General features: G+C 67.0%; 26 protein-coding genes and 2 pseudogenes. 12 read left to right on the top strand and 16 right to left on the bottom strand.

The genetic code is table 11. The annotated features are described in order from the left end of the window. Nucleotides 1–94: 94 nt before the first annotated feature. Nucleotides 95–322, bottom strand: a complete 228-nt coding sequence (locus tag P3H15_RS23350) for a hypothetical protein (RefSeq protein ID WP_276139405.1) — start codon at nucleotides 320–322, stop codon at nucleotides 95–97. A gap of 143 nt (nucleotides 323–465) precedes the next feature. Between P3H15_RS23350 and P3H15_RS23345 the strand changes: the two genes are divergently transcribed. Continuing rightward, complete coding sequence (locus P3H15_RS23345) at nucleotides 466–708, top strand: hypothetical protein (RefSeq protein ID WP_276139404.1); 243 nt, start codon at nucleotides 466–468, stop codon at nucleotides 706–708. Between the two features lie 195 nt (nucleotides 709–903). Here P3H15_RS23345 and P3H15_RS23340 read toward each other — a convergent pair whose 3' ends face one another. Next, nucleotides 904–1,098, bottom strand: a complete 195-nt coding sequence (locus P3H15_RS23340; RefSeq protein ID WP_005565087.1) for a hypothetical protein — start codon at nucleotides 1,096–1,098, stop codon at nucleotides 904–906. Between the two features lie 159 nt (nucleotides 1,099–1,257). Here P3H15_RS23340 and P3H15_RS23335 point away from each other — a divergent pair, with 159 nt between their 5' ends. Further along, nucleotides 1,258–1,698, top strand: coding sequence for a GIY-YIG nuclease family protein (locus P3H15_RS23335; RefSeq protein WP_276139403.1), 441 nt, complete (start codon nucleotides 1,258–1,260; stop codon nucleotides 1,696–1,698). A gap of 21 nt (nucleotides 1,699–1,719) precedes the next feature. Here the strand turns inward: P3H15_RS23335 and P3H15_RS23330 are convergent, their stop codons facing one another. The 3 genes from P3H15_RS23330 to P3H15_RS23320 form a co-directional block, all read right to left on the bottom strand. Next, a complete protein-coding gene (locus P3H15_RS23330; protein WP_276139402.1) occupies nucleotides 1,720–2,439 on the bottom strand; it encodes a DUF899 family protein in 720 nt (239 codons plus the stop codon). 93 nt (nucleotides 2,440–2,532) lie between these two features. Continuing rightward, nucleotides 2,533–3,753 carry an RNA polymerase sigma factor gene (locus tag P3H15_RS23325; RefSeq protein WP_276139401.1) on the bottom strand — a complete coding sequence of 407 codons (1,221 nt, stop codon included), beginning with the start codon at nucleotides 3,751–3,753 and terminating at the stop codon, nucleotides 2,533–2,535. After that, complete coding sequence (locus tag P3H15_RS23320) at nucleotides 3,750–4,085, bottom strand: YciI family protein (protein WP_276139400.1); 336 nt, start codon at nucleotides 4,083–4,085, stop codon at nucleotides 3,750–3,752. Before P3H15_RS23320 ends, P3H15_RS23325 begins: the two co-directional genes overlap by 4 nt. 146 nt (nucleotides 4,086–4,231) lie before the next feature. On the opposite strand from P3H15_RS23320, the gene P3H15_RS23315 reads away from it, so the two are divergent. After that, nucleotides 4,232–5,401, top strand: a complete 1,170-nt coding sequence (locus tag P3H15_RS23315) for a serine hydrolase (protein ID WP_276139399.1) — start codon at nucleotides 4,232–4,234, stop codon at nucleotides 5,399–5,401. 26 nt (nucleotides 5,402–5,427) lie between these two features. Here P3H15_RS23315 and P3H15_RS23310 read toward each other — a convergent pair whose 3' ends face one another. Together P3H15_RS23310 and pip are read right to left on the bottom strand one after the other, a co-directional pair. Beyond that, nucleotides 5,428–6,333, bottom strand: a complete 906-nt coding sequence (locus P3H15_RS23310; protein ID WP_276139398.1) for an amidohydrolase — start codon at nucleotides 6,331–6,333, stop codon at nucleotides 5,428–5,430. A 38-nt stretch (nucleotides 6,334–6,371) separates the two neighbouring features. Further along, nucleotides 6,372–7,328: a prolyl aminopeptidase gene (gene pip / locus P3H15_RS23305; RefSeq protein ID WP_276139397.1), complete on the bottom strand. Its 957-nt coding sequence runs from the start codon at nucleotides 7,326–7,328 to the stop codon at nucleotides 6,372–6,374. 77 nt (nucleotides 7,329–7,405) lie between these two features. Between pip and P3H15_RS23300 the strand changes: the two genes are divergently transcribed. Both P3H15_RS23300 and P3H15_RS23295 read left to right on the top strand, forming a co-directional pair. Beyond that, on the top strand, nucleotides 7,406–8,341 hold the full coding sequence (locus P3H15_RS23300; protein WP_276139396.1) for an alpha/beta hydrolase: 936 nt from the start codon (nucleotides 7,406–7,408) through the stop codon (nucleotides 8,339–8,341). After that, complete coding sequence (locus P3H15_RS23295; protein WP_276139395.1) at nucleotides 8,325–8,948, top strand: hypothetical protein; 624 nt, start codon at nucleotides 8,325–8,327, stop codon at nucleotides 8,946–8,948. Before P3H15_RS23300 ends, P3H15_RS23295 begins: the two co-directional genes overlap by 17 nt. Before the next feature lie 12 nt (nucleotides 8,949–8,960). Here the strand turns inward: P3H15_RS23295 and P3H15_RS23290 are convergent, their stop codons facing one another. Further along, nucleotides 8,961–9,476, bottom strand: coding sequence for a putative immunity protein (locus P3H15_RS23290; RefSeq protein ID WP_276139394.1), 516 nt, complete (start codon nucleotides 9,474–9,476; stop codon nucleotides 8,961–8,963). A gap of 100 nt (nucleotides 9,477–9,576) precedes the next feature. Between P3H15_RS23290 and P3H15_RS23285 the strand changes: the two genes are divergently transcribed. Further along, a complete protein-coding gene (locus P3H15_RS23285; RefSeq protein WP_276139393.1) occupies nucleotides 9,577–10,242 on the top strand; it encodes a HEAT repeat domain-containing protein in 666 nt (221 codons plus the stop codon). A 12-nt stretch (nucleotides 10,243–10,254) separates the two neighbouring features. Next, nucleotides 10,255–11,256 (top strand): MerR family transcriptional regulator, encoded by a 1,002-nt coding sequence (locus tag P3H15_RS23280; RefSeq protein WP_276139392.1) that lies wholly within the window; start codon nucleotides 10,255–10,257, stop codon nucleotides 11,254–11,256. Between the two features lie 212 nt (nucleotides 11,257–11,468). Here the strand turns inward: P3H15_RS23280 and P3H15_RS23275 are convergent, their stop codons facing one another. Both P3H15_RS23275 and P3H15_RS23270 read right to left on the bottom strand, forming a co-directional pair. Beyond that, nucleotides 11,469–11,954: an amino acid permease gene (locus P3H15_RS23275; protein ID WP_276139391.1), complete on the bottom strand. Its 486-nt coding sequence runs from the start codon at nucleotides 11,952–11,954 to the stop codon at nucleotides 11,469–11,471. A gap of 32 nt (nucleotides 11,955–11,986) precedes the next feature. Next, nucleotides 11,987–12,940, bottom strand: a pseudogene (locus tag P3H15_RS23270) (APC family permease); the annotation flags it as partial. A 389-nt stretch (nucleotides 12,941–13,329) separates the two neighbouring features. Between P3H15_RS23270 and P3H15_RS23265 the strand changes: the two are divergent. Then, a complete protein-coding gene (locus tag P3H15_RS23265; RefSeq protein ID WP_276139390.1) occupies nucleotides 13,330–13,674 on the top strand; it encodes a cupin domain-containing protein in 345 nt (114 codons plus the stop codon). Nucleotides 13,675–13,785: 111 nt separating this feature from the next. Then, nucleotides 13,786–15,273 (top strand): GntR family transcriptional regulator, encoded by a 1,488-nt coding sequence (locus P3H15_RS23260; RefSeq protein WP_276139389.1) that lies wholly within the window; start codon nucleotides 13,786–13,788, stop codon nucleotides 15,271–15,273. Here P3H15_RS23260 and P3H15_RS23255 read toward each other — a convergent pair. The 5 genes from P3H15_RS23255 to P3H15_RS23235 form a co-directional block, all read right to left on the bottom strand. Then, nucleotides 15,270–15,632 carry a RidA family protein gene (locus tag P3H15_RS23255; RefSeq protein ID WP_276139388.1) on the bottom strand — a complete coding sequence of 121 codons (363 nt, stop codon included), beginning with the start codon at nucleotides 15,630–15,632 and terminating at the stop codon, nucleotides 15,270–15,272. The two genes, P3H15_RS23260 and P3H15_RS23255, sit on opposite strands and share 4 nt — an antisense overlap. 99 nt (nucleotides 15,633–15,731) lie before the next feature. After that, nucleotides 15,732–16,646, bottom strand: a complete 915-nt coding sequence (locus P3H15_RS23250) for a dihydrodipicolinate synthase family protein (RefSeq protein ID WP_276139387.1) — start codon at nucleotides 16,644–16,646, stop codon at nucleotides 15,732–15,734. Next, complete coding sequence (locus P3H15_RS23245; protein WP_276139386.1) at nucleotides 16,643–18,382, bottom strand: dihydroxy-acid dehydratase; 1,740 nt, start codon at nucleotides 18,380–18,382, stop codon at nucleotides 16,643–16,645. Before P3H15_RS23245 ends, P3H15_RS23250 begins: the two co-directional genes overlap by 4 nt. Before the next feature lie 27 nt (nucleotides 18,383–18,409). After that, the gene (locus P3H15_RS23240; protein ID WP_276139385.1) at nucleotides 18,410–18,841 is read right to left on the bottom strand and encodes a hypothetical protein; all 432 of its coding nucleotides are present in this window, start codon (nucleotides 18,839–18,841) and stop codon (nucleotides 18,410–18,412) included. After that, entirely contained in the window at nucleotides 18,838–20,457 is a 1,620-nt protein-coding gene (locus P3H15_RS23235; RefSeq protein WP_276139384.1) for a GMC family oxidoreductase, read from the bottom strand. Before P3H15_RS23235 ends, P3H15_RS23240 begins: the two co-directional genes overlap by 4 nt. A gap of 247 nt (nucleotides 20,458–20,704) precedes the next feature. Here P3H15_RS23235 and P3H15_RS23230 point away from each other — a divergent pair, with 247 nt between their 5' ends. The 3 genes and pseudogenes from P3H15_RS23230 to P3H15_RS23220 form a co-directional block, all read left to right on the top strand. Next, nucleotides 20,705–22,198 carry an aminobutyraldehyde dehydrogenase gene (locus tag P3H15_RS23230; RefSeq protein WP_276139383.1) on the top strand — a complete coding sequence of 498 codons (1,494 nt, stop codon included), beginning with the start codon at nucleotides 20,705–20,707 and terminating at the stop codon, nucleotides 22,196–22,198. 6 nt (nucleotides 22,199–22,204) lie between these two features. Next, nucleotides 22,205–23,431, top strand: a complete 1,227-nt coding sequence (locus tag P3H15_RS23225; RefSeq protein ID WP_276139382.1) for an MFS transporter — start codon at nucleotides 22,205–22,207, stop codon at nucleotides 23,429–23,431. A gap of 225 nt (nucleotides 23,432–23,656) precedes the next feature. Next, nucleotides 23,657–25,009, top strand: a pseudogene (locus tag P3H15_RS23220) (amino acid permease); the annotation flags it as partial. 7 nt (nucleotides 25,010–25,016) lie between these two features. Here the strand turns inward: P3H15_RS23220 and P3H15_RS23215 are convergent. Next, nucleotides 25,017–25,199, bottom strand: coding sequence for a hypothetical protein (locus tag P3H15_RS23215; RefSeq protein WP_276139380.1), 183 nt, complete (start codon nucleotides 25,197–25,199; stop codon nucleotides 25,017–25,019).

Genomic DNA, 25,199 nt, shown 5'->3' with positions numbered 1-25,199 from the left:
TGCCCACCGATCAGCGTTCCTGTTGTGCTCCAACGACTCCGAGATGTCGGCGTCAGCGTCCTGATCGGCCGTCGCGGCATAGCCTTACGCGCGGCTACCAGCGAGAGACGACGCTCGGGTTCGGCTCGTCGCTGCCTCGAATCGCGACCGGAGTCGCCGGCGTGATCAGGAGGCGAACTGTCGAGTTCTGGCTGACGAAACCGACGAATCCGCCGTTGCCGCGGTCTTCGAAGATGCCCCTGATGGCGTCCTCGAGGCCGTGGGCGGCGGCCGCATCGGCGAGCGGATAACGGACCCCGTCGTAGATCGCTTCGTAACTCATGATCCTTCTCCCGCTGGTGTCGTGGTCCTCCCAGCGTAAGAGCGCCGGGCGAGCAAGATCTCGATCGGCAGGCGTCGCTCGAAAGACTCACACCGACGACGGTGTTTACCGCGTGTTCAATCCGTGCGGGCACGCTCTCTTCCATGAGTACTCGCCATCAGCCGCCCCCGGAGGACCGACCACCGATGACGCAACGCCACCCGAACGCCCTTCGCTACTACTCCACACGAAAGGACGCCGTGACCGACGGACCGGCCGAGTACACGCCCCCAGGTTCCGCACGGACACACACCACCGAGTGGATCAAGGCCCATCTCCAGCGGATGGACCGTCCCGACCGGCAGGCGGCACCGATCACCGGCGGGACCACCACCGAGCCGACCTGACTCGGCGCACGGCGGTGCACTGAGCGGCGAGGAGTCCGGCACCTGTTGGCGCGCAGCCCTATTCCAATTCTCGCGCACGACCAGTCGCGCCTGCTCGACGTCAACGTTCGCGACCTGCTGGGATACGACCTGCCCGAAATGAGGACAGTCCCCGGCCCGAGGCCGGGGACTGTCCTCGCGTTTGAGGGCTCGGCGTCAGTTACCGAACCGGAACCAGAATCGGATCACCCGGCCGAGGGCGACGATCACCTTCGCGAAGTCGCGGAGACCGGCGGTGCTGCCGGTGAGGATGACAATGAGGATGGCGGTGACCAGGCAGGCGGTCACGAAGAAGACAAAGCACGCGGCAATCACCAAGGCGATCGAGACGAGAATTTCGGGTTGGGCCATGTGGACCTCCTTCTGTTGGCGGACACGCGACGACAGCGACCGTTGTGGTGCTGCCCAATGAGTGATCTCCAACAGAGGGACGGGCCCTCCCCACCCGCAGGTGGGATACCTAAATCATCGCTTGGACCTGGCACTTCCGTCAATAGAGGCATCGAAAAGGTGCGCGAGGTCGTCACGATCGGCATGCCCCGGCGCCTCGATCCCACCGACCGGGTCCGCGAGCTCGGCAGCGCCTCCGTGCCCTTTCCCTTCGACATCTACGCCCTGTACTTCTCCGACGACGCCATCACACTCGAAAACGCACTGCACACCGCGTTCACCGGGCAACGTCTCAACCACGCCAACCTGCGCCGCGAATTCTTCTTCGCCATCCCAGCCCGAGTCCGCGACGTCCTCGCCGCCCACGTCGGCAACCTCCTCGAATACACCGACCAACCCGAGGCCACCCAGTATTTCCAGAGCAGAAGCAACTGGCCGGCGGGCGCCGCAACCGGCCGACCACTCGCCGTCCCGGCGGGCGAGGTGAAGCTCGAGCCCGATATGAACATCTATGGCGTGCAGGACCTTCCGGTGTGCCTTCGGCCCGTGAGTACTTATTAACGTCGGGCGGTTAACAAGTACTCACGGGCGGTCACGCAACCGGGACCACTGGGCGGTGGGCCGTCCGTCGGTGCGCATGATGTCCCGCGTGCGACGCTCCCACCGCTGCGGCCACCCGGCGGGCGAATCCTCCCACGATTCCTGACGGCCGTACGTGGTCATGTCGAGGAGACCGTACGTCGGGGCCATCGGTTCCAGGCCACGGCCACTGGTCCAGAACGTCTCGAACACCCGGCCGCCCTGCCGCAGATAGCAGACCAGCGGCGCCGGCGACCGTGGGCGGTCGCCGAGCAGAGCATCCGCCGCGTCCTGCGCGGAGTACCAGGGCACATCCCAACCCATGAAGTCGCGGTAGCCGACGCTCACGTCGTACGGGCCTTGGCACAGCGTGGCGTATGTGACGTCACGGGAATGCAGGTACGACAGCTCCCGCACCTGGCCGTTGAAGAACGTACAGCCCTCGCATTGTTCGGCCACGGGCTGGTCGGTGTGCCACATGTGGAAGTACGCAATCAACTGGCCGCGGCCCTCGAACACGTCCAGCAGCGGGACCGGTCCGTCCGCGCCGACGAGGGTGATGGTGGGATCCACCTCGACCATCGGCAGTCGCCGGCGGGCCGCCGCGATCGCGTCGCCTTCATGGGTGTGCGCCTTCTCCCGCACCCGCAACGCGTCCAGTTCGGCCTGGTAGGTCGCGTGGTCGACGACGGACGGCGCCGGTGGGGTCGTTTCGGTGTTCACGACAGTCTCCTTTTCCTCCAGGTGGGCTTTCAACCAACCGACGAAGGATGCCATCCGGGATCGACAACAATCGCGAGAGAATCTCGAGATTTCTCAGAGTTCGCGTAGGCGGCCGGTCAGGTAGCGACGCTCGGCGTCGGTCGGTGCCAGCTGCAGGGCCTGCTCGTACGCCAACCTCGCCTCGGCGGCCCGGCCGTCCCGGCGGAGCAGATCGGCCCGGGTCGCAGGCAGCAGGTGGTAGCGGTCGAGCCGGCCGGACGCCGCGATCTCGTCGACCAGGGCCAGACCGGCCGGGATGCCGTCGGCCATCGCGACCGCGACGGCGTGGTTGAGATCGACGACCGGGGACGGCGCCAGCCGCGCCAACTCGGTGTACAGGGCCGCGATCTGCGGCCAGTCCGTGCTCGCCGCGTCGGGTGCGGTGACGTGGCAGGCGGCGATGGCGGCCTGCACCTGGTAGGCACCGGTTCGTCGCATTGCCAGCGCCTGGTCGAGCGTTGCGACTCCTTCGGCGATCAGTGTCTGGTCCCACCGAGTCCGGTCCTGGTTCTCCAGGGTGACGAGCACGCCGGCGTCGGTGCGCGTCACGCGCCGGGACTCGTGCAGCAGCATCAGCGCGAGCAGACCGCGCGGCTCGGGTTCCCCGGGCATCAGCCGGACGAGGAGCCGGGCCAGGCGGATCGCCTCGGCGGTCAGGGCCCGTTCTCCGTTTTCTTCGTCGTAGCCCTGGTTGAAGATCAGGTAGAGCACGGCCAGGACGGCGGTCAGTCTCTGCGGGAGCAGGTCGACGGGCGGTACCCGGTAGGGGATCCCGGCCTCGCGGATCTTCCGCTTCGCGCGGACGAGGCGCTGCGCCATCGTGGACTCGGCGGTGAGGAAGGCCCGGGCGATCTCGGCGGTGCTCAGACCGGCCAACGTCCGCAGGGTGAGCGCGACCCGGGCCGGGAACGGCAGCGCCGGATGGCAGCAGGTGAAGATCAGCCGCAGCCGCCCGTCGGGAATCTCGTCGTGCGGCAGCTCGTCCTGGTCGCGGACCGGCACGGCGAGCCGGCGCACCTTGTCCGCACCCACGGCGTCGCGGCGCAGCCGATCGATCGCACGGTTGCGGGCGGTCGCGGTGAGCCACGCACCGGGGCGCCGCGGAACGCCATCGCGTTCCCAGCTCGTCAACGCGGCGGCGAACGCGTCCTGCGCGCAGTCCTCGGCCAGATCCCAATCCCCCGTCATCCCGATCAGGGTCGCAACCACCTGGCCCCACTCGTCCCGGAACGCCGCATCGACGGCGGAACGGACTCGGTTCTCGGACTCCGTCATTCCCACACGGGGCGGATCTCGACGCCGCCCCACCTCGCGTAGGGATGGCCGGCCGCGATCTCGATCGCCTCGTCCAGATCGGCGCAGTCGACCATCACGAATCCGCCGACGAAATCCTTCGTCTCGGCGAACGGGCCGTCCGACACCAGAGTCTCACCGTCGCGGACCCGCACCGTCGTGGCGTCCACCACCGGCCGCAACCGTTGGCCGACGAGCAGGCCGCCGCGCCGCTGCACGTCGGCCCACCACGCCTGATGCACGGGGTCGGCCTCGAGCTCCTCGTTCGTCGGCGATACCGACTCGTCGTCGCAGATCAGCAGCACGTACTTCATGTCTCCGATCCTGCCCGACCGGCGGCACCACGGTCACCGGATCGGCCGGGCACACCCGCCGTTTGCTCCCCGCGCGGCGTCGGCGACGGTAGATTCACGTATCGCTGCTCCCGCAAGATTCCCGCTCGTCGAAGGGATCGTCCGTTATGAGTACGCCGACTCACCGGTGGATGCGACGCGGTGCATCCGCTGCACTCGCCGTCGCCATCGGATTCGCCACCCTCTCCTGCGGATCGGACGACACCGGGAGCGGTGGAACGGCGTCGACAACCCCGCAATCCCCCGACGTCGCGAAGATCGAGCAGATCGTCCAGGGCAAGATGAGCGAACTGGACCTGTCGTCCGCCGTGTTCGGGGTGTGGCGCGGCGACGAGCAGGTCACCGTCGGCGCGCTGGGCGGATCCCCGATCGGCGTCCCCGCGACACCCGACATGCAACTGCGGGTGGGTCAGCCGATGGAGCCGATGCTGTCGACGGTGCTGCTGCAACTCGACAAGGACGGCGTCGTCCCCCTCGACAAGCCCATCGCCGAATGGGTCCCCGACTTCCCGCGGGCCGACAAGATCACCCCGCGCATGCTCGCCAACAGCACCACGGGCATCGCGGACTACGTCACCGACCCCGAATTCCTGAAGCAGTTCTACGCCAACCCGATGGCGGGCTTCACCGCGCAGCAGATCTTCGACCTCGCCAACGCGCGGCCGCCGCTGTTCGAACCCGGCACCAATTGGGCGTACGCCCACAGCGACCTGTGCCTGCTCGGCGTGGTCCTCGAGAAGGCCACCGGCACGACCCTCCACGATTTGATCCAGCAGCGCATCCTGGACCCGCTCGGCATGAACTCCAGCGACGTCGTCCTCACACCCCAGATGACGGAGCCGACGCTGCACGGCTACACGAATGAACGCGGCGTCTTCGAGGACTCCACGTTCTGGAACCCCACCGCATTCCTCAACAGCGGCAACATGAACTCCACCCTCGCCGACGTCTCCGTGTGGGTACGCGCGCTCGCCGCAGGCAAGCTCCTCTCCGAGGAGCAGTTCAAGGAAATGATGGCCCCCAGCACCGCCGGCCTCGGCCCCATGACGGCGCAGAAATACTTCGCGTTCGGGGTCGTCCACATCGACGACTGGCTCTACATGAACCCGGCGTTCGGTGGCTACAACGGCGTCGCGTTCTACGACACGAAGACCGACACGACGATCGTCGTCTACTGCACCCTCGGGCCGAAAGCGAACTCCGACAACAACAACGCCGTCCCCATCGGCAAAGACATCGGCGCCCTCCTCGTCCCGGACCGACCCCCGAACGTCTGATCTCCGATGTGGCGCGTTCTGTGAGCCTAGCGCGCCGGCAGGCGATACACCCGCCGCGCGGTGTCGCCGAAGAACAGAGCCTGTTCCGCCGACGGCAGGTCGTCGAGGGCTGCCTGCACGGTGGACACCATGGTCTCGCCGTCCCACAGCAGATGGTCGATCGGGTAATGGGAGGCGAACATGCATCGTCCGGCGCCGAAGATCCCGAGCGCCGTCCGCACCCAGCTGCCGATCGCGTCCGGGGAGGTTCCGAAGATGAGGGCGATCCCCTGAAACTTGAGGACGACGTTCGGAAACCGACTCACCGCACCGAGGAGTTCTTCCCAACGGGAGAAGCCGTCGGCCGTGAGGTCTACGGGCCAACCGACCGCCTCCAACACGAAGGTGGTGTCGGGGAACGCCGCAATGAGTTCGTGCGCGTCGGGTAGCTGCTCGTCGTATACCAGCAGATCCCACACGAATCCCGCATCGGCGACCTTCTCGAACCCGCGCAGCCAGGCCGGGTCCGACAGGTAGTCGCCCCGCGCCCCCAGACGCTTGACGGGGTCGTCCGCCCAGTACAGCGGCTGCCGCACCGCCTGGACCACCGGCAGATCCCGGTATCGCGCAAGAACATCTGCCAGACCATCCGATTCGAGCTGCACGGCCGCGATGAAGGCGTTCGGAACGCCGACACGGTCGGCGCACTGCTGAACCCAGAGGGCCTCCGCGACACCGTCCGCTGCGCCGAACTCACATGCGACCGAGGCCGTGACGGGTATCCCGCCGACCTGTGTCCGGTAGTCGTGCGGCACGTATCGGCGCGCCGCGTCGTAGTAATTCGACAGCAGGGCGGTCAGCGCGGGTGGGCGATCGTCGATCCACGGGTACGCGAGGTCGGGCAGATTGACGAAATGATGGTGCGCATCGACAATGTCCACCTCACGCAGCATATTTCACTTCGCCGCGAGCGGCCGAGACTTGGATGAGCTCAATTCGCTGTGACACTGTCCACGGCGGCGGTGACTGCGGCGGCGAATCCTTCTCCCCCGTGCCCGGCGTCGTCGAGCACGACCAACTTGCTGCCGGGCCAGGCCCGCGCGATCTCCCACGCGGTGTCCAACGGGCCGGACACGTCGTAACGTCCGTGCACCAGGATCGCCGGGATGCCGGCGAGGGCGCCCATCCCGTCGAGGATCTCGTTCGGGGAGAGGAAGCAGTCGTGTGACCAGTAGTGCGTCACCAACCGCGCGAACACGCTCCGGAATGCGGGATCGTCGTAGCGCGGGTTCGGCTGCCACCCCGGCATCAGCGAAACATGCGTGTCCTCCCACGCACACCACCTCACCGCCGCCGTCCGGCGCACCTCCGGGTCCGGGTCGGCCAGCAGGCGGGCGTAGGCGGCCGGGAGGTTCCCCGCCCGTTCACTATCCGGCACACCCGCGACGAACTGTTCCCACTGCTGCGGGAACACGCGCCCCATGGCGCGGGTGATCCAGTCGATCTCCCTGCGGGAACCCGTGGTGACCGCACCGAACACCGCCGCTATCACCCGCTCCGGGTACCTCTGTGCGTACACCAATCCCAGGCTGACGCCCCACGAGACGCCGGTGACGATCCACCGCTCGATCCCGAGATTCTCACGCAGGCGCTCGATGTCGTCGACCAGGTGCCCGGTCGTGTTCGACCCCAGGTCGTAATCGGGGCCGTCGGCCAACGGCGTGCTGCGACCGCACCCGCGCTGGTCGAACAGCGCCGCCCGGAAGGCGGTCGGGTCGAAATATCGGCGCGCTCCGGCGGTACTTCCCGAGCCCGGTCCGCCGTGCAGGTACACGACGGGGACCCCGGTCGGGATCCCGACGGTCTCCCAGTACACGCGGTGACCATCGGACACGTCGAGGAGTCCGGACTCGTACGGCTCTACCGCCGGATACAGTGCGTCGCCCACCGCCTCACCCTGCCACGGCGCCGGACGGTCCGCGCGTCACGAGATGGAGTGCGGGTCCAGTCCGTACTGTGATCTCGATGCACTTCGGACTGACTGATCTGATCGACCTGCGCCTGCTGCCTCTCGTCGACGCGTCGCGTGCGTTCTACGCGACGCGCGTCGCCGGTCGGGGTCCGAGTAGCTGGGCGGAACTTCGATCGGTCCGAACCGATGCCCCTGCCCCCGCCCCGTCGCAACCGCCGGCTGTCGAGGAGGTCGTCGTCAGCGGTGGTCGTCGAGTCCCGCTGCGAATTCACGCCCCCGTCGGCCGGGCAGCGACGGGTGTCTACCTGGAGATCCACGGCGGCGGCTTCTACATGGGGTCGGCCGCCGGAAGCGACGTCCGCAACCGCCGGCTCGCGGACGCGCTCGGCGTCGCGGTCGTCAGCGTGGACTACCGGCTCGCTCCTGAACATCCGTGGCCGGCCGCACCCGACGACTGCGAAGCCGCCGCACTCTGGCTGGTCGAGCACGCCGCGGACCGCTTCGGGACGACGAAGCTCTCCATCGGCGGCTTCTCGGCCGGTGCAACGCTCGCGATGACCACGCTTCTACGGCTGCGCGATCGGGGGATATTCGCCATTGATTCCGCCGTCCTGCAGTTCGGAACGTACGACCTCAGCGCACAGACACCCGCCGGACGCCTGATCGCCGACGAGTACTTCCTCGACGCCTACGCGGGCGCGGCGTCGGACCGCACTCATCCCGACCTCTCCCCGATCTATGCCGACCTCACCGATCTGCCTCCGATCCTGATGGTGGTCGGGGACGCCGACATCCTGCTCCAGGACAACCTGGCCATGGCCGCACGACTGTCCGCTTCGGGCGTCGACGTCGATCTCCGAATCTACCCGGACTCGCCCCACGGATTCACCGGCCACCCGACGCCGATGGCCCGGGCGGCCCACGACGACATGCAGAGGTGGCTGAACGGCCACCGACGCGAGACTGCAGGAGGTGATCGGCATCAGTGAGCACCGTTCGAATCAGTTGTCCGATAGTTCCGTTCCGGTAGCACCGCTCGCGCCGCTCTGGGATCGCGGCGAGGTGATCGGCGCAGCGGTGCTGGCGGTCGCGGGGATCGCCTGGTTCGGCTGGGCGCAGCAGGACCCGCCCGCACCGTGGGTGCCCTACCTGGTCGCCGGGTCGGTGATCTCGGCGCTACTCCTGGTCGCGCTGGTGGTGTTACTGGTGCGCCGGCTGACGACGACCGGCTCGGCGATGGCAGACCCACGAGTCCGCCGCCGCTACTGGCTCACGGTGGCGGTGGAGGTGGTGCTGATCGTGGGCGGAAACCTCTTCCTTGCCGCGGTCGGGCATCCGGCGTACGACGCGGCGTGGACGCTGTTCGTCGTCGGTGTCCACTTCATTCCGCTGGGCAAGATCTTTCACGCCCGGGGCCTCGCGCTGACCGGTGTCGTCGCGGCGCTCGTCGCGGTGGCTGCCGCGTGTCTCGGGCTTGCCGGCGCCGTGTCGCCGAGCGCGGCGGCCGGTGCCGGGGCCGGGGTCGTGTTCATCGGTTACGCCGGATGGGTGCTCGGACGTGGACGCCGACCCGTCCGAAGTGGTGACGCTCGGTAAAACGACGCGCGCTCAGCAGTCGAACACCGACCAGCAGATGTCGTTCCGCAAGCGCTGGTCGTCGAGTACGAGTTCGCGAATCGCCTCGGGGAGTTGGTCACGCTGCCAACGGCACTCACGTCGTCCCGCTGCGTCGCCGTCACCCGCGGGCGCGGCGGCACGTGCGGCTTTGATCGCATAGGCGGCGGCACCGAGTTCGTGCGCCGCGACGTGCGCGACCGCCCCGGCCTGCCCCGCAGCGTAGGCGGCGTGCCGGGCGGCTCCACGCAGGTCTCTGGCCGCTCCCATGGCATGGCCGCCGGCGGCGCGGGCCTCCATCATCTTGACCTCCCCACGCACCCACGCGCGGGCGTTTTCGATCGCGTCACGCGGTCGTGGGTCGTCGGGACGAACCGACTCGAACAGGTTCAGCACATGCTCCGCGCACGATGCCGCCCACAGGGCCAGAAGCTGGTGATCCGCGTCGGTGAGGGTGCCACCGCGGCGGATCGTCACGAAGCGCGGGTCTCGGACCTTCGGGAGGATCATGGCTCGATCTTCCAACACGTGCACCCGCCCAACCGACGTTCCCGGACACCGGCGCTTGACCCTGACACAGTGACAAGGACTCGAATGGTCGGCGAAGGAGGTGGTTGCGGTGAACACAACCAACCAGGGTGGGTCGAATGCTCACCTCGTCGACGCTCTGGCCGCGACCGACCCGTCGGCCCGGCTGCGGGCGGCGCTCGCTGCGGGCACGCACCCCGATCCCCGATTCGCGGACGCTCTCGTCGATCGGTGTGCCATCGAACCGGACTTCTATGTCCGCGACATGCTGACCTGGGCATTGTGCCGCCTGCCCGCCGAGGTCACGGTGCCGAGACTGGTCCATGAACTCCGGTCCGGCTCCGCGCAGGGCCGCAGTCAGTCGCTGCACACCCTGTCGAAGATCGGGGATCGGCTCGCGTGGCCCGCGGTGTCGGCGCTGCTGCACGACGAGCACGACGAGGTCGCGCGCAGCGCGTGGCGGGCGGCCGTGGTCCTCGTGCCGCCCGGCGGCGAGGCTGCGCTCGCGGCCGAACTGGTGACCGAACTCGCACGCGGCGACCATCAGATGCACCTCAGTCTGAGCCGTGCCTTCGTGGGACTCGGGGACGCTGCCCTACCGGTCCTCGGCGCAGCCGGGACGAGTCCCGATCCGCACGTTCGCGCGCATGCCGATGCGACGAGGCAGCTCTGCCACGACCCCGACAGCGGATTCGCCCTCTCACTCGAGATGGCGAAGCGCGTCGCTGTCGCCGGCCCGGGCACGTAGGGAGGAGACGGGATGTTGATCGGCGAGGTCTCGCGACGGTGCGGTGTCAGCACGCGAATGTTGCGCCACTACGACAGATTGGGACTGGTCGAGCCCACCGGCCGCACGTCGGGTGGCTACCGCGAGTACTCCGCCGACGACATCCGACGGCTCTTCCACGTCGAGAGCCTGAGGACGTTGGGGCTGTCGTTGAACGAGGCCAAGCGCGCACTGGACGAGCCCGATTTCGCACCGGCCGATCTGGTGGGAGACCTCATTCGGCACACTCGCCAGCGGATCGCCGCCGAGGAGGAACTGCTCGGCAGGCTCGAAAGCGTCGACGCTGCCTCCCCCGCGGAGTGGGACGACGTCCTGAACCTCGTCACCCTGTTACGGGCGCTCGAATCGGAGTCCGCCGCCCGGCGTCAACAGGCGATCCTCTCTGCGAACGGGAAGGCGTCGCTGCCCGTCGAGGCGTTGGTCGAGGCTGCGCTCTCGGAGGACGACCTCAATGTGGCCGGCGCGCTGCAGTGGTCGTTGGCGAGGATCGCCGGTCGAGGACTCGCGGATCTGGCCCACGGCCTGGACGCGGAGGAGGTCGACGTCCGGCGGCGCGCCACCACCGCGATAGCGGCCATCCACACCGAGGAGGCCGCCGTACATCTGAGACGTGCCCTCGACGACTCGGACGCCACGGTCCGCGGATACGCGGCCCTGGCGCTCGGCTCTCGCGGGAACGGCGAGTCGATACCTGTCCTCCTCCAGATGGTCGTCACGGGGCGGCTCGACGTCGAGGCCGCCGAGGTGCTGGGTCTGCTGACGACCCTCTCTCCGACGGCCGACGACATCGTCGGGGCCATGCAGGACACGCTCGACACCGTCGACGACGGGCCTACCCGGTTGCGAATCACGCAGGCACTCGCCGAGATTCCCGGCACCGCGGCACGGAAGGCACTCACCCGGCTGACCCACGACGCCGACCGGACGATCGCCTCCACCGCGGCAGCGATCATGCAGGCGCAGGATCGCGGATAATTCCTGACACGCGATGTCAGGGTCTGGGTGCGAGCATTGTCCCACCTCACGGCCACAGGCGAACCGCGGATCAGCGGTGTGGGACCATCCAGGCATACGAGCGGGTCCTCGCCTCGGACGTCCGTTACCGGTTCGTCATCGACACTGCAACACTGAACTGACCCCGACGTGAACGCCCGCCACACACATTGTGCGGCGGGCGTTCACAGGAGTCAGTCGACTTGCCTGCCAATGCGTCTGTACACATCCGGCCGCTGTTTCCTGAACCAGTACCCGAGGGCGAGACCGACGGTGATGATGACGATCAGTCCAATCGCGCACGCGGTTCCGATGACCGAACTGCCGAGCATCAGGTCGAGATTCGTCAGCGCGAAATACAGGACCGCCCCGAGGCCTGCGAAGGCGAGAACCGGTGCCAGCCATGTGCGCCATACATTCTCGCGGTGGCCGGGATTCTTCCGGAAGAAGAGGATCACGGCAGCGCAGGTGCCCAGGAGCAGTGGCAGCATGCAGATTGTTCCGAAGCCCCCGGCGGCACCGTAGATGAGGACGGCGTCCCTCGTCGACGCGATGGTCGTGAGGTAGACGGCGAGGCAGACACCGATGCTGGCCAGGGTTGCGATGTACGGTGATCCGAGCTTGGGGTGAACGCGCCCCAGCGCTGCCGGGAGAACGCGGTCGTGGCCGAGGGTGTACATGTACCGCACGGACGCGCCTGGACGGAGTTCGCCGCCGCGAGTTGGCTGGTGACCAGCAGGACGGACACCAAGGTCGGGACGAACCCGCCCATGTACGTTTCCACGGTGCCGAAGAACGAGTCGACGGGTGCGGTGCGGGCGTCCTCGACCACCTGGGACGGACCGACCGCGACGATGTAGGCCCAGGCCGCCAGCGCGAAGAATAGGGTCGTGAAGGTGATGGCGCCGTACGCGGCGCGGGGCACCGTCTTCTCGGGATTGCGAGCCTCCTCACGGAAGACCGCCATCGACTCGAGACCGATCATCGTGGTCAGTGCGAACAGCACCGCCAGGCCCGGACTCCCGGACAGGAATTCCGACGGCGCGAAGGACTGCGGCGAATATCCCTCCGGGCCGCCCTTGATCATCACGAGCGCCTGATAGGCCGCGACGATGATGATCTCGAGGACCACGCCGACGGCCACCGCTTTTGCGGACAGATCGACGCGCAGCAAGTTGAGCAGCGTGACGATGGCGAAGCCGACGAGTCCCCACACCTGCCACGGCAGCAGCGTCGTACCGATCAGTTGCTGCGCGAGATTCTGGCTGATCAGGCCGAAGTAGACGTAGCCGGCGACCGCCAGGGACAGGTACGCGAAGGTGGCGAGCAACGAGCCCGCCAAGGCCGCCGGTTTTCCGATGCCTTCGGCGACGTAACAGTAGAACGCGCCCGGCGTCTTCATGTGGCGGCTCATGGTGAGTGTGCCGACCTGGAACAGCAGGAAGAGACCGCCCGCCGCGAGGAACGCGACCGGAGCACCGATGCCGTTTCCGAAGGCGATGACCGGCTGAAGCCACCCCGCCAGCACCGCGAGCGGCGCGTTGAAGGCGACGAAGATGAAGCCGAGGGTGACGGCGTTCAGCGTACGGGGTAGGCGGTCGGGCTGATCCGACCCGGTGACCGGCACGGGATCGGCTCCCTTCGCGGCGGTGGATATTTCATTCATCTGTCGACACACTCCGGAGTGGATGGCAGTGGTGGGATGCGGGCGAACAGTAGCGGCGGTGGCGCCGGTGGCGCGGTCTCCGGGGTTGCCTCCTCCGAATGTGATCCGCGACTCGTTCTGCGCATGACGGTAGGCCCCTTCCCGACCCTCGTCAACAACTGAGTCGATCTTTATTATTTAAATCGCGAATTTTGTACGGATCCGCGTGCAGCTCGCCGATCCGACCGGGACGAGTCGGGTCGCCCACAACGTGTCCACAGGTAGAGGATGCAGACCGCGGGGTCAACAGGGTTGACGCGCCGATTGCCCACTCATACGCTGTTGTAAATATTTAAATTCGATCTCGTTGGGTCACTCCCAGCGAGTCCACACGACCCAGGAGAGCACCCTTGTCCGAGAACGCCACAGTCCCCCGCTTCAACGTGCACGCCACCGACTGGACTCCGCTGCCCGAACTGGGCGGGCACGAGGCGATCCTCTACAAGTCGGAGGACGGACGCCGACTGGCGGGCAGCTTCCGCGAGTCCGGCAGGCACACCATGAAGATGCCGTTCGACGAGTTCCTCTACGTGGTCGCGGGGAGCACACGGATCACGGTCGAGGGCGAGAGCCCCTTCGACCTCGGCGTCGGCGACTGCTGCTACCTGAAGGAAGGCATGGAGGTGACATTTGAGCATTCGGACGACTTCCACGACGTCACTGTCTTGATCTCGGATCAACCCATCGAGTACTGAGGGCTGGACGTCGCACTCCGTCGTCGTGTTCCTCGTGTCGAGTGGACGGAGTGGCCGATCTTCATGCGTGCAACCATGTTTCTCGACGCCCATTCAACTCAGGGGGACCAAGTGCCTTTCGCCGTTGCGGACATGCTCTTCGGCAACATGCCGTCATCGGACCTGTCCGACACGGTCGTACGGAGAATTCGTGCGGCCATCGGACTCGGCCTGCTCAAGGACGGGCAGAAACTTCCGAAGGAAGCGGAACTGGCGAAGCGCTTCGGGATCTCGTCCTCCACGTTGCGAGAGGCACTCGGAGTACTGCGCACCGAAGACCTGATCGAGACCCGCGCCGGTAAATACGGCGGCAGCTTCGTCAAGCATCCCAAGGAAATCGCCTCGCTCGCACGCGACGAACTCGCCCGCATGTCGTTCACCGAGCTCCGCGATCTCGGAGACTGGCGCCAGATGCTCGTGACACAGTCGGCCGGCTTCGCCGCACGCCGGGCGTCGGCAGCCGACGTCGCCCGGCTTGCCGGCTACGCCGATCAGGTCGCCGCAGCGCACACAGCCGAGCAGGCCCGGCGGGCGCACGGGCGATTTCATCTCGTCCTCGCGGCCGCCGGGCAATCGATGCGACTGAACAAGGCCGAATTCGTCATGCACGAAGAGCTCGACTGGCTGTTCGGGCTCGTACTCGACACCGACGAGAAGCGGCAGCTGGATGCGGCCGAGCTGCGGGCCATCGTCGACGAGGTACGCGCCCAGAACGTCGAACGGGCCAGCGCCTCCGCGGCGAGACACTCGATCAATCTCGTCGAAGAATTGGCGCGTCTACGGCTGGCCATCATCGCCGCCCGCCAGTCGGCCAGCCCGGCGGAGACCGGGGCGAAGGATGCGCAGTCACTGGCGACAGAGATCGGCAACTTCACGGAAGGGCTCGTCGACCAGCTCCGCACATTGGCGGCGACCGCTGCGCCCATCCTCGGCGAGGGCACGGACGAACGAAAGATCCGCGCTCGGATCTCGTTGTCGATCATGGTGTTGTTCGAAGACGTGCCGTCCTACGTCCAGGGGCTCGGAATCAACGCGGATGTCGGTGTCGTGCCCGAACACCCGTACTGGATCAACTGGTGGCGGCCCTCCGGACAGGAGTTGGTGGAAGACACCTCGCACGTGATGGACCCTGACGACGAGAACTTCTACGACTACGAGGCGCGGGAATACATGGCGCATCCCCGCGAGCACCTGGAGGAGTGGGCCGCCGGACCCTATGTGGACTACGGCGGGGTGAACGATTACGCGATCACCATCTCGGCACCGATCGTCTACCACGATCGGTTCCTGGGAGTGGCGGCCGTGGACGTCCTCGTTGCCGATCTCGAACACCGGTTTTCGTCGTGGCTGGCCGCGATCGACGAAACCTGCGTGCTTCTCAACGCCGAGAACCGCGTCGTGATCTCCAATTCGGCGGGCTACAACGTCGGCGACGTGGTGAAGACGGCGCCGAGCGATCGGGTGGTACCGCTCAACTGCCTCGGCTGGTCCGTGATGACGAACCACTCCCGAACGAATGCGCCGGCGGCCCTGCCCGATCCCGTACCGGAAATTGCCTAACGAGTCACCGGGCGATATGCGGTCACGTCCAGTTCGACCCGGAACGGCGGATGCAGCCCGACCTGGAATGTCGTGCGGGCGGGTGGCTGTGTGCCGAAAACCTCGGACCACACCTGGTTGTAATCCGGGAAGAAGCCGAGATCGGACAGGTAGCAGGTGACCTTGACGATGTCGGACATGGTTGCGCCCGCGGCAGCCAAGTGCCTGCGCACATTGGCGAAGGCGGCGTGAATCTCGTCCTGCACGCCGCCGGTGACCGGTTGCCAGTCCGCATCCACGCCGACCTGGCCGGACAGGACGATCCAGGGTCCCGCCGTGACGAAAGGCGGTGCGGCAAGCGGTGTCGGCGAGTTCTTCATGCGTGTCCTTCGTGCTGGGGATGAGTGAGGCGACGCCGCGGTGAGACGACCCCCGGACTCACCGGCATGGCACGGTGAGTCCGGGCGGCGTGGCGGCGTCTATCGATCTGCGGGAACGGCTCCGAAGACGGACCGCAGCGTGGTGAGCCGCTCGGCGAGCTCCTTGCTTTCCGTCTCGGACGGCATCAGATACGGCGCGCGCACGTCACCCACCTCGAGACCCTCGAGGGCACATCCGGCTTTGCACAGCGCCACGTAGTTGGGCGACTCCTCCATGAAGCGGAGGAAGGAACGCAGCTCGCGCCACAACTGCTGAGTCAGTTCCTCGTTCGGTGCGGTGCGGAGCCGGTCGATCATCCGCACGATCACGTCGGGAATGAAGCTCGCGGCCCCGAAGACGGCCCCGTTGGCGCCGCCGACGATCGCGTAGGGCAGGAAGGAATCCAGCCCGACGAAGACGTCGAGACCACCGGACGACGGCAGCAGCAGGTCGCCCAGCAAGGTCGTGTCGCCCGAGCTGTCCTTGATGGCGCTGACGTGCGGCAGTGCGGCGAGCTGTCGCACCTGCTCGACGGTGAGGATGCCCGCCGGGGGCGTGTTGTAGATCATGATCGGCAGATCCACACTGGCGGTGACCTGTTCGTAGAACCGGAGGCGCTCGGCCCAGTTGATCGGTTCCCCGAACGGGGAGGCGACCAACAGCCCGAACGCCCCGATCTGCTGGGCGTGCCGGCTCAGCGCAATGGTGTCGCGGGTGGCGAGGGCGCCGGTCTGGACGACCACCGGTACCCGGCCGGCGACCAGTCGTATCGTCTCCTCGGCGAGGGCGCGCCGCTCATCCAGCGACAGGACGCCGAATTCTCCTGTGCCGCCGCCGATCACGAGACCGGACACCCCGGCGTCGACGTGACGTTCGATCAGCTGCCCGAGCGCGGGAACGTCGAGTTCGTCGTCGTACAACGGAGTGACGAGTGCGGGCAACAGGCCGGTCGGCCACGCGGTGGATGCGCTCACTGGGTGATCTCCTCATCGAGCTGGTGGATGGTCTGACGGGCGCGACAGAGAAAGTCGAAGTCGCATCCGGTGTCGGTTTGAGTAACGGTCTGCGCATACAGACGGGCGAACCCGCGCTCGGGCACCTTCGGGGCCGGGGCGCTCAGCGCGGCGCGGCGGGCCTCGAGATCCGCGTCGGAGACCTCGACGTCGACTCGCCGACGGGGGACGTCGAGGTTGATGATGTCTCCGGTGCGGACGAGCCCCAACGGGCCGCCCACCGCCGATTCGGGGGCGACGTGCAGGACAGCGGTCGCCTTGACGGTGCCGCCCATCCGGTTGTCGGAGATCCGCACCATGTCGGTGACTCCCTGCCGGAGCAGCTTGCCCGGCACCGGGATGCGGCCGTACTCGGGCATCCCGACGGCACCTCGCGGACCCTGGCCGCGCAGGACGATGACGTCGTCGGCACGGATGTCGAAATCGGGGTGGTACAGCTTCTCCTGCAGTTCCTCGTTACTCTCGAACACCACCGCGCGGCCACGGTGCACGAGCAGTTCGGGGGTCGCGACACCGGTGCGGACGATAGCCCCGTCGGGGGCGATGTTTCCGCGCACCACGGCGAATCCGCGCGGAGCGGCCACCGGGTTCTCCAGTGTTCCGATGACGCGGGAGTCGGTGATCTCGGCATCCTTGATCGCTTCGCCCAGCTTTTCACCGGTGACGGTGAGGACGTCGCGGTGAATGAGCGGGCCGAGCGCGTCGAGCAGGGCGGGCACGCCGCCGGCGTTGAAGAAGTCGTTCATGTAGAAGTCGCCGGAGGGCTTCAGGTTCAGCAGTACCGGCGTGTCGGCGGAGAGTTCGTCGAACCGCTCGAGGCGCAGATCGACGTCGAGGCGACCGGCGATCGCCAGCAGGTGAATCACCGCATTGCTGGAGCCGTCGACGGTCGCGAGTGCCCGGATGGCGTTGTCGAAGGCGTCGGCGGTCATGATCTGCGACGGTCGGACGTCGTCGGCCACCAGCCGCATGATGTGCTCCCCGACGTCGCGGCACATCGCCAGCCGCCGCGAATCCACGGCGGGAATCGCGGAACTGCCTGCCGGCGCCATGCCGAGGGCTTCGGCGATGGTGGTCATCGTCGCGGCGGTGCCCATAGTGCTGCAGTGACCGGGGGTGCGTTCGAGGGACGACTCGAGGCAGTTGAGGGCGCATTCGTCGATCTCGCCGCGATCGAGCGCGTCGAACGCCTTGTGCATGTCCGACCCGGATCCGACATCGCGGCCGCGCCAGAAGCCGCTGAACGAGGGCCCGCCGGGCAGGATGACGGCGGGCAGGGCCAGGGAGCCCGCAGCCATCAGCATCGCGGGGATCGTCTCGTCGCACGCCCCGAGGAGCACCAGTCCGTCCATCGCGTAGGTGGTGGCCGTCTGCTCGATCTCCATGGCCAGCAGGTTGCGGTGCATGAAGGACACCCCGATCGGCCGGGCGGTGTCGGCGCCCATGGTCATGGTGTTGAAGACCCGGGGAAGACCTCCCGCCTGCAGGATCGCCTCCTTCACCGCGGTGACCATGCCGTCGAAATGCGTGTGGCAGCGGTTGTAATCGCTGGTGTTGTTGCAGATTCCGATGATGGGTTTGGCGTAGTCCTGCTCCCGCAGTCCCTGCGACTTGAGTGCCGCACGTTGCAGGAACCCGTTGATCCCCGTCATCCGAGTCCAGTTCACGCTGCGCAACGGGTGCGTGTCGTCCGTCATGATGTGTCCTTCGAAAATGGTGGTGTGTCAGTGCCCGCGGGGGTCACGAAACAACTTCTCGCGTTCCATGACGGGGTCGAGGATGCCGGTGCCGAATTCCTCCGCGAACTCGTCGGCCTTCGCGGGATGGCGGCGGTTGACCGGGTACGACAGACCGGCCAGCACTTGCGGCGCCATGTAGTACGCGGCACTGACGAGCACGGCGCAGAGGTGAAATTCCTCCGGGTTCTCGCTCGCGTGCTTCTCGACGCTGTCCCAGCGGATGTCGGACGGCAGCGATTCGACGGCGCGCTGAATCGACTTGTCCTCGTACCCACAAGCTCGCACCGCGGTGCGGAGCAGTCCCTCGAACGAGGGCAGACTGCGCACGCTCGGCATCGTCTCGCTACCGGGAATCAGAACTTCGGCCAGCCGGGTACACCGTTCGACGTCGTCTGCGTGCAGTTCGAACGTGCTCACGCCGGTACCTCCTGCACTGCGGCGGTGTCGGCGATGTGCTCGGCGGTCCGCAACGCCATCGCCGCGATGGTGGCGGTCGGATTCATCGCGCCACTGGTGACCATGACACTGCCGTCGACGATGAACAGATTGGGCACGTCGTGACTGCGTCCGAACTTGTCGACCACCGAGGTGGCCGGGTCGTTGCCCATCCGAGCGGTACCGAGGATGTGACCCGGCGCCTCCCGCCAGAGTTCGCGCGTGAAGATGTGCGCAGCCCCGGCAGCTTCGTGCATCTCCCGCTGCCGGGCGAGGGCGAAGTCGAGGTTTTTCTGTGTGTTCTCGCTGATGCGGTAATCGATCTTGGGCGCGGGAAGCCCGTCGCTGTCGGTGAGTACCGAATCGAGAGTGACCCGGTTCCGTTCCTCGGGCAGATCCTCGATGTTGCCGGCCCAGTTGAGCGCATGGCCGGCGAACTTGTCGAGGTCGTGGACGGCGTCACCCCAGCGCTGGTCGAACGGCTGGTCGTCGAATGTCTCCAGGATGTGCTGGACACCCGGCAGAGGCATCAGATTGGCCTTCGATCCTCGGTAGAACCCCCGCGCGAGATCGGTCTCGTAGAACTCGAGTGAGTAGAGCAACTGACCGGCGGGCCCCTTCCACGACTCGACGTCCTCGTCGTAGAGGCCGATGGCGGCGTTGTTCGGATGCAGCATCAGGTTCTTGCCCACCAGTCCGGACGAGTTGGCAAGACCGTCGGGGTGCCGGTCCGACGCCGACAGCAGCAGCAGGCGGGAGGTGCCGATACCGTTGGCGGCCATCACGACCGCGTTGGTACACTGGCGGTGTTCGCGACCCTCCCGGTCGACCCACACCACCGCGTTGGCCCGGCCCTCGGAGTCGACCGCGACCTGATGAACCCGGGCGCCGGTGACCAGTTTCGCCCCGGCGTCGATGGCGTGAGGCCAGTAGCCGATGTCGAACGATGCCTTCGCGCCTGCGGGACATCCGGTCTCGCACACGCCCCACCGCACACACTGCACCAGATGCTTGTGATTGAACGTGGGGATGGCGTTGGTGCCGGGCCACCAGTGCCAGCCGAGTTTGTTCATCCCGCGCGCGGCGACGACGCCGCCCTTGCCCATCGGATGCGGGGGCATGTCGAAGTCCTGATCCGGGAAGGCGGGATCCCCGCCGAGCCCGGCGACGCCGAGGAATTTGTCGACCCGGTTGTAGTACGGCTCGAGGTCCCAGTAGTCGATCGGCCAGTCGTCGCAGATTCCGTCGAGCGTCTTGACGCGAAAGTCGGACGGCAGCAGGCGCATCCACATGGCGCCGTACAGCAGGCTCGACCCGCCCACCCCCGCGAACATGATGGGGACGACGTCGGTGTCGTCGAGATTCATCGGGTAGTCGGCCGGCCGGCCCCGCGTGTTCGGATTCCAGCTCCACTGCTTCTGCAGCAACAGCTCGAACTCGGGCTTGTTACCCGGGTAGTCCGCGGGACTGACCCAGTCGCCCTGCTCGAGGCACACCACCTTGAAGCCGCGGCGGGCGAGCGTGTGGGCGGTGACCGCACCCGACGGACCGCCACCGACGATGACGACGTCAGCGACGTCGTCGCTCAGAGAATTCACGTACTTACCTCCTCGTGTGGCTTCGACGGTAGGCCACCTCCAACTGCCTAGTCAATACAGAATTCACTCTTATTATTTACCGTATGATTTTTGCGTACCGGCGTAACCTGTTGCTTTCACCTCGGTAGATACGGCAGGATGACACCAGGCGACGTGCTCGCGTCTCACAATATGGACACCCTGGAGATTCGTCCCTCCTACGCCGCGCGGACATCCGAACAGACCTCAGAAGCCAAGGAAGTGAACGATGAACAGCCCCACCGACAGCGCCAAGATTCTCCTTCGCACGCGCGAAGACCTCGAGCGGCGGACACTCGGCCACGTGATCGACGGCCGCGTCGAGTCCCCGGGCGAATCGGGCACCCTCGACGTCCTGGACCCGGCCACCGAGGAGGTCATCGCCACCATCCCGCGCGGCACCGCCTCCGACGTCGACCGCGCGGTCGCCGCCGCCCGCGCGGCGCTGCCGGCGTGGCGGGCCACGCCCTCCGGCGACCGGGCCAAGGTACTGACCGCGATCGCCGACGTCGTCGATGCGAACGTCGAGCGCCTCGCCGCTCTGGAATCACTCAATGCCGGCAAACCTCTCGCCGTCTCCCGGGACGAAATCCCGGGCGTGGCAGAAGCATTCCGCTTCCTCGCCGGGGCCGCACGCGCGCTCCAGTCGCCCGCGTCCGAGGAATACACCAAGGGGTACCTGTCGCTGATCCGCCGCGAACCGGTCGGCGTGGTCGGTGCGGTCACACCCTGGAACTATCCGTTGCTGACCGCGTCCTGGAAGATCGCGCCCGCACTCGCCATGGGAAACACGATGGTGCTCAAGCCGTCCGAGCTCACCCCGTTGACCACGCTGCTGTTCATGGACTTGATCGCCGATATCGTTCCCGCGGGCGTACTCAACATCGTCCTGGGCACCGGCAGCGAGGTCGGCTCGGCGCTGTCCCAGCACTCGGACATCGATCTGATCTCGTTGACCGGCAGCGTCGCCAGCGGCAAGGCGGTCGTCTCCCAGTCCGCGGACACCCTCAAACCCACCCACCTCGAGCTGGGCGGCAAGGCCCCGGTCGTGGTGTTCGACGACGCGGATCTCACCAGGGTCACCGACGGCGTGCGGATGGCCGGGTTCTGGAACTCGGGGCAGGAATGCGGCGCGGCCACCCGCATCCTCTGCGCCGAATCCGTCCGGGACGAACTCGTCGAGCGGCTGGTCGCCGCCGTGTCGACGATCCGCGTGGGGTCCGCCGGCGACGGCGAGGAGGTGGAGATGGGCCCCCTGGTCAGCGGCAGGCAGCGCGACGCCGTCGCCGGCATGGTCGACCGCGCCCGGCGGGACGGTGCCACCATCGCCCTCGGCGGTGACGCCCCCGACGGGCCGGGATACTTCTATCCGCCGACCATCGTCACCGACGTCCCGGACGGCAGCGAGATCGCCACGGAAGAGATCTTCGGCCCCGTCGTCACCGTCCAGACCTTCGCCGACGAGGCCGACGCCATCGGCCGCGCCAACGACGTGGCGTACGGGCTCGCCGCCTCCGTGTGGACCGAGAACGTCGGTCGCGCCCTGCGTGTCTCCAGCGCCCTCGACTTCGGGACGGTATGGGTGAACGGCCACCTCGTCCTGGCCAACGAAATGCCCTGGGGCGGGTTCGGAGCCTCCGGTCACGGACGCGAGATGTCGATCTTCGCCCTCGAGGACTTCTCCCGCACCAAACACGTCATGATCTCGACGGGTCAGCAGTAATCACCCGTGGACACCGTCACCTACCAGCGTCGTCGTGCGCTCTTTCTGCTGTACTGCCTACCCGGCGTCGTGTTGGCGTCCTGGGTCACCCGCACTCCCGCGATTCGCGATCGTCTCGACGCCTCCACGGCCGAGATGGGCATCGTCCTGGTCGGCATGTCGATCGGATCGATGACCGGAATCTTCCTCTCCCGCATGCTGGTACGCCGATGGGGAACTCGCGCGGTCACCCTGATGGGCACGATCGCGATGATCGCCGGAGTCGCGACGGTCGGAGTCGCGGCCGCGATCGGGATCTCCTCGGTCGTGTTCACCGGTCTCGCGCTCTTCGGCCTGGGCATGGGAGCGAACGAAATTGCCCTCAACGTCGACGGCGCGGAGATAGAACGCATCCTCGACAGGCCGGTACTGCCGACACTGCACGGCTGCTTCAGTCTCGGTGCGGCCATCGGGGCCGTCGTCGGCATCACCCTCGGCCTGCTGAACTACTCCGTCACCGTGCACCTGCTCGTCGTTGCTCTCGTCTGTGCACCCGCCGTCGTGGCCGTGCGCGCTATTCCCCAGGGCTACGGCATATCCCGGCATCGGCGTGCACGACGTCGGGGCCGGTCCCGCACCGACGCGAATCCACTGCGCGAGGGACGCATCGTCGTGCTCTGCCTGACGGTGCTGGCGATGGCACTCGCCGAGGGCGCCGCCACCGACTGGCTGCCGCTGCTGATGGTGGACGGACACGGCGTCGACCCGGTCGCCGGCTCGGTGGTCTATGCCGTGTTCGCAGCCTCGATGGCAGCGGGACGCTTCGCGGGACCGATCGTCCTGGCACGGTTCGACCGCGCAGCCGTGGTCCGGCTCAGCGCACTTCTCGGTGCCGGCGGCCTCGCCGTCGTCATCTTCTCCCCCGGCGCGGTGTCCGCCGGTATCTCCGTCGTGCTGTGGGGGCTCGGCACCGCCCTCGGATTTCCGCTGGCGATCTCCGCGGCCGGTGACGGCCCCGGGGATCGGTCCGCGGCCGTGAGCGCGGTGGCCACCGCCGGAACCTCCGCGCTCCTCATCGGTCCGCCCCTGCTGGGATTCCTGGGCGAGCAGTTCACGCTCCGAGGCGCCATGATCGTCGTTCTCGCGCTCCTGGTACTCGCAGCCGCCGGTGCTTCCGCGATGCGGCCACCAACACCCGTCCGGTCTGGTGGAGAACGCCGGCGGATCGTCGCCCACGAAACTGAGCCCCTCTGAGCGATACGTTCGATCGGCCAAGTAATTGCGAGGATCTTCGTTCGATCCGCCGATCACACGGGTGTGGTGATCGTCTTTAGTTGCAGGGAGCTTCGTATGAGGCACGTCACGTGCCTCCCGACATCGAGGTCTTGCGGAGAACGACGAAAGGGAAGCCCCCATGTCCATCGCCGAATTACGCGACCAACCCTCGCGGCACGCTGCTTCGATCCGGGCCGGTCGGTCATGAGCAGCGCGCCGGAACTGAAGAAGGCACTCAGCCAGCGACAGCTGACGATGATCGCCATCGGCGGGGTGATCGGTGCCGGCCTGTTCGTCGGATCCGGCGTCGTCATCTCCGACACCGGCCCCGCGGCCTTCATCACCTACGCCGCCAGCGGCATCCTGATCATCATGGTCATGCGCATGCTGGCCGAGATGGCCGTGGCGAACCCGTCGACCGGATCGTTCGCGGACTATGCCCGCACCGCGCTCGGCAACTGGGCCGGCTTCTCCGTCGGCTGGCTGTATTGGTACTTCTGGGTGATCGTCGTCGGCTTCGAAGCGATCGCCGGCGCCAAGATCATCCAGTTCTGGATCGACGTCCCGCTGTGGTTGTGCGCCCTGGTGCTGATGGTCCTGATGACCGCAACCAACCTGTTCTCCGTCTCGTCCTTCGGCGAGTTCGAATACTGGTTCGCGGGCGTGAAGGTGTTCGCGATCTGTCTGTTCATCGGGCTCGGCTCGCTCTACGTGTTCGGTATCTGGCCGAACAAGACAATGGACTTCTCCAACCTGTGGTCCCACGGCGGCTTCCTGCCGCACGGTCCCGCCGCGATCACCGTCGGCGTGGTGACGGTGATCTTCTCGATGGTCGGCGCCGAGGTCGCGACGATCGCGGCTGCCGAGTCGGAGAATCCGGAGAAGGCGGTCGCCAAGGCCGCGAACTCGGTGATCATGCGCATCGCGGTGTTCTTCGTCGGCGCGGTGTTCCTGCTGGTGACGATCCTCCCCTGGAATGACACCGACCTGGCGGTCTCCCCCTTCGTCGCCGCGATGACCGAGATGGGCATCCCCTACGCCGACAACATCATGAATGCCGTCGTGTTGACGGCGGTGCTGAGCTGTCTCAACTCGGGGATGTACACCTCCTCGCGCATGCTGTTCGTCCTGGCCGCGCGCCGCGAGGCGCCACCTCTCCTCACCCGGGTCACCCGGCGCGGCGTGCCGGCCGCCGCGATCCTGGTGTCCTCGGTCGTCGGATTCCTCTGCGTCATCGCCGCCGCGATCTCGCCGGACACCGTGTTCACGTTCCTGCTGAACTCGAGCGGCGCGATCATCCTGTTCGTCTACCTGCTGATTGCGATCTCGCACATCGTTCTTCGCTTCCGCACCCCGGACTCCGAGTTGCGCGTGAAGATGTGGTTGTTCCCGGTGCTGTCGCTGCTGACCACCGCGGCAATCCTCGGCGTGCTGCTGCAGATGTACCTGGAGGACAGCGCCCGGTCGCAACTGGTGCTGAGCCTGCTGTCCTGGGCTGTGGTCATGGTGTTGTTCCTCGCCAACAAGTGGTTCCTGAGTCGTCGCCAAGCCGTCGAATCGCCCCTCACCGCGGCGAAAGCGTGACGGGTACCGCCAGCACCGTCCACCGCGCCGTCGCATAGGAGCGTGCGACGGCGCGGTCGGCGTCGAGAACATGCAGCGTGCCGTCCGCCCGGAGATCGACGACGTGGTCCGGGTCGTACTCGTCGATCCGGGCATCGGATCGGATGGCGAACCCTCGCGTCAT

The organism is Rhodococcus sp. T2V (assembly GCF_029269925.1).
Classification (GTDB): domain Bacteria; phylum Actinomycetota; class Actinomycetes; order Mycobacteriales; family Mycobacteriaceae; genus Rhodococcus_F; species Rhodococcus_F koreensis.
The sequence above is the reverse complement of the archived record's forward strand: the minus strand, read 5'-3'. Positions and strand labels throughout refer to the sequence as shown.

What these genes read in the sequence shown, in the direction of transcription:
- P3H15_RS23350 (WP_276139405.1), bottom strand. Translation starts at nt 322, where the DNA reads ATGAGTTACGAAGCGATCTACGACGGGGTCCGTTATCCGCTCGCCGAT.
- P3H15_RS23345 (WP_276139404.1), top strand. Translation starts at nt 466, where the DNA reads ATGAGTACTCGCCATCAGCCGCCCCCGGAGGACCGACCACCGATGACG.
- P3H15_RS23340 (WP_005565087.1), bottom strand. Translation starts at nt 1,098, where the DNA reads ATGGCCCAACCCGAAATTCTCGTCTCGATCGCCTTGGTGATTGCCGCG.
- P3H15_RS23325 (WP_276139401.1), bottom strand. Translation starts at nt 3,753, where the DNA reads ATGACGGAGTCCGAGAACCGAGTCCGTTCCGCCGTCGATGCGGCGTTC.
- P3H15_RS23320 (WP_276139400.1), bottom strand. Translation starts at nt 4,085, where the DNA reads ATGAAGTACGTGCTGCTGATCTGCGACGACGAGTCGGTATCGCCGACG.
- P3H15_RS23315 (WP_276139399.1), top strand. Translation starts at nt 4,232, where the DNA reads ATGAGTACGCCGACTCACCGGTGGATGCGACGCGGTGCATCCGCTGCA.
- P3H15_RS23310 (WP_276139398.1), bottom strand. Translation starts at nt 6,333, where the DNA reads ATGCTGCGTGAGGTGGACATTGTCGATGCGCACCATCATTTCGTCAAT.
- P3H15_RS23300 (WP_276139396.1), top strand. Translation starts at nt 7,406, where the DNA reads ATGCACTTCGGACTGACTGATCTGATCGACCTGCGCCTGCTGCCTCTC.
- P3H15_RS23290 (WP_276139394.1), bottom strand. Translation starts at nt 9,476, where the DNA reads ATGATCCTCCCGAAGGTCCGAGACCCGCGCTTCGTGACGATCCGCCGC.
- P3H15_RS23280 (WP_276139392.1), top strand. Translation starts at nt 10,255, where the DNA reads ATGTTGATCGGCGAGGTCTCGCGACGGTGCGGTGTCAGCACGCGAATG.
- P3H15_RS23275 (WP_276139391.1), bottom strand. Translation starts at nt 11,954, where the DNA reads ATGTACACCCTCGGCCACGACCGCGTTCTCCCGGCAGCGCTGGGGCGC.
- P3H15_RS23255 (WP_276139388.1), bottom strand. Translation starts at nt 15,632, where the DNA reads ATGAAGAACTCGCCGACACCGCTTGCCGCACCGCCTTTCGTCACGGCG.
- P3H15_RS23245 (WP_276139386.1), bottom strand. Translation starts at nt 18,382, where the DNA reads ATGACGGACGACACGCACCCGTTGCGCAGCGTGAACTGGACTCGGATG.
- P3H15_RS23230 (WP_276139383.1), top strand. Translation starts at nt 20,705, where the DNA reads ATGAACAGCCCCACCGACAGCGCCAAGATTCTCCTTCGCACGCGCGAA.
- P3H15_RS23215 (WP_276139380.1), bottom strand. Translation starts at nt 25,199, where the DNA reads ATGACGCGAGGGTTCGCCATCCGATCCGATGCCCGGATCGACGAGTAC.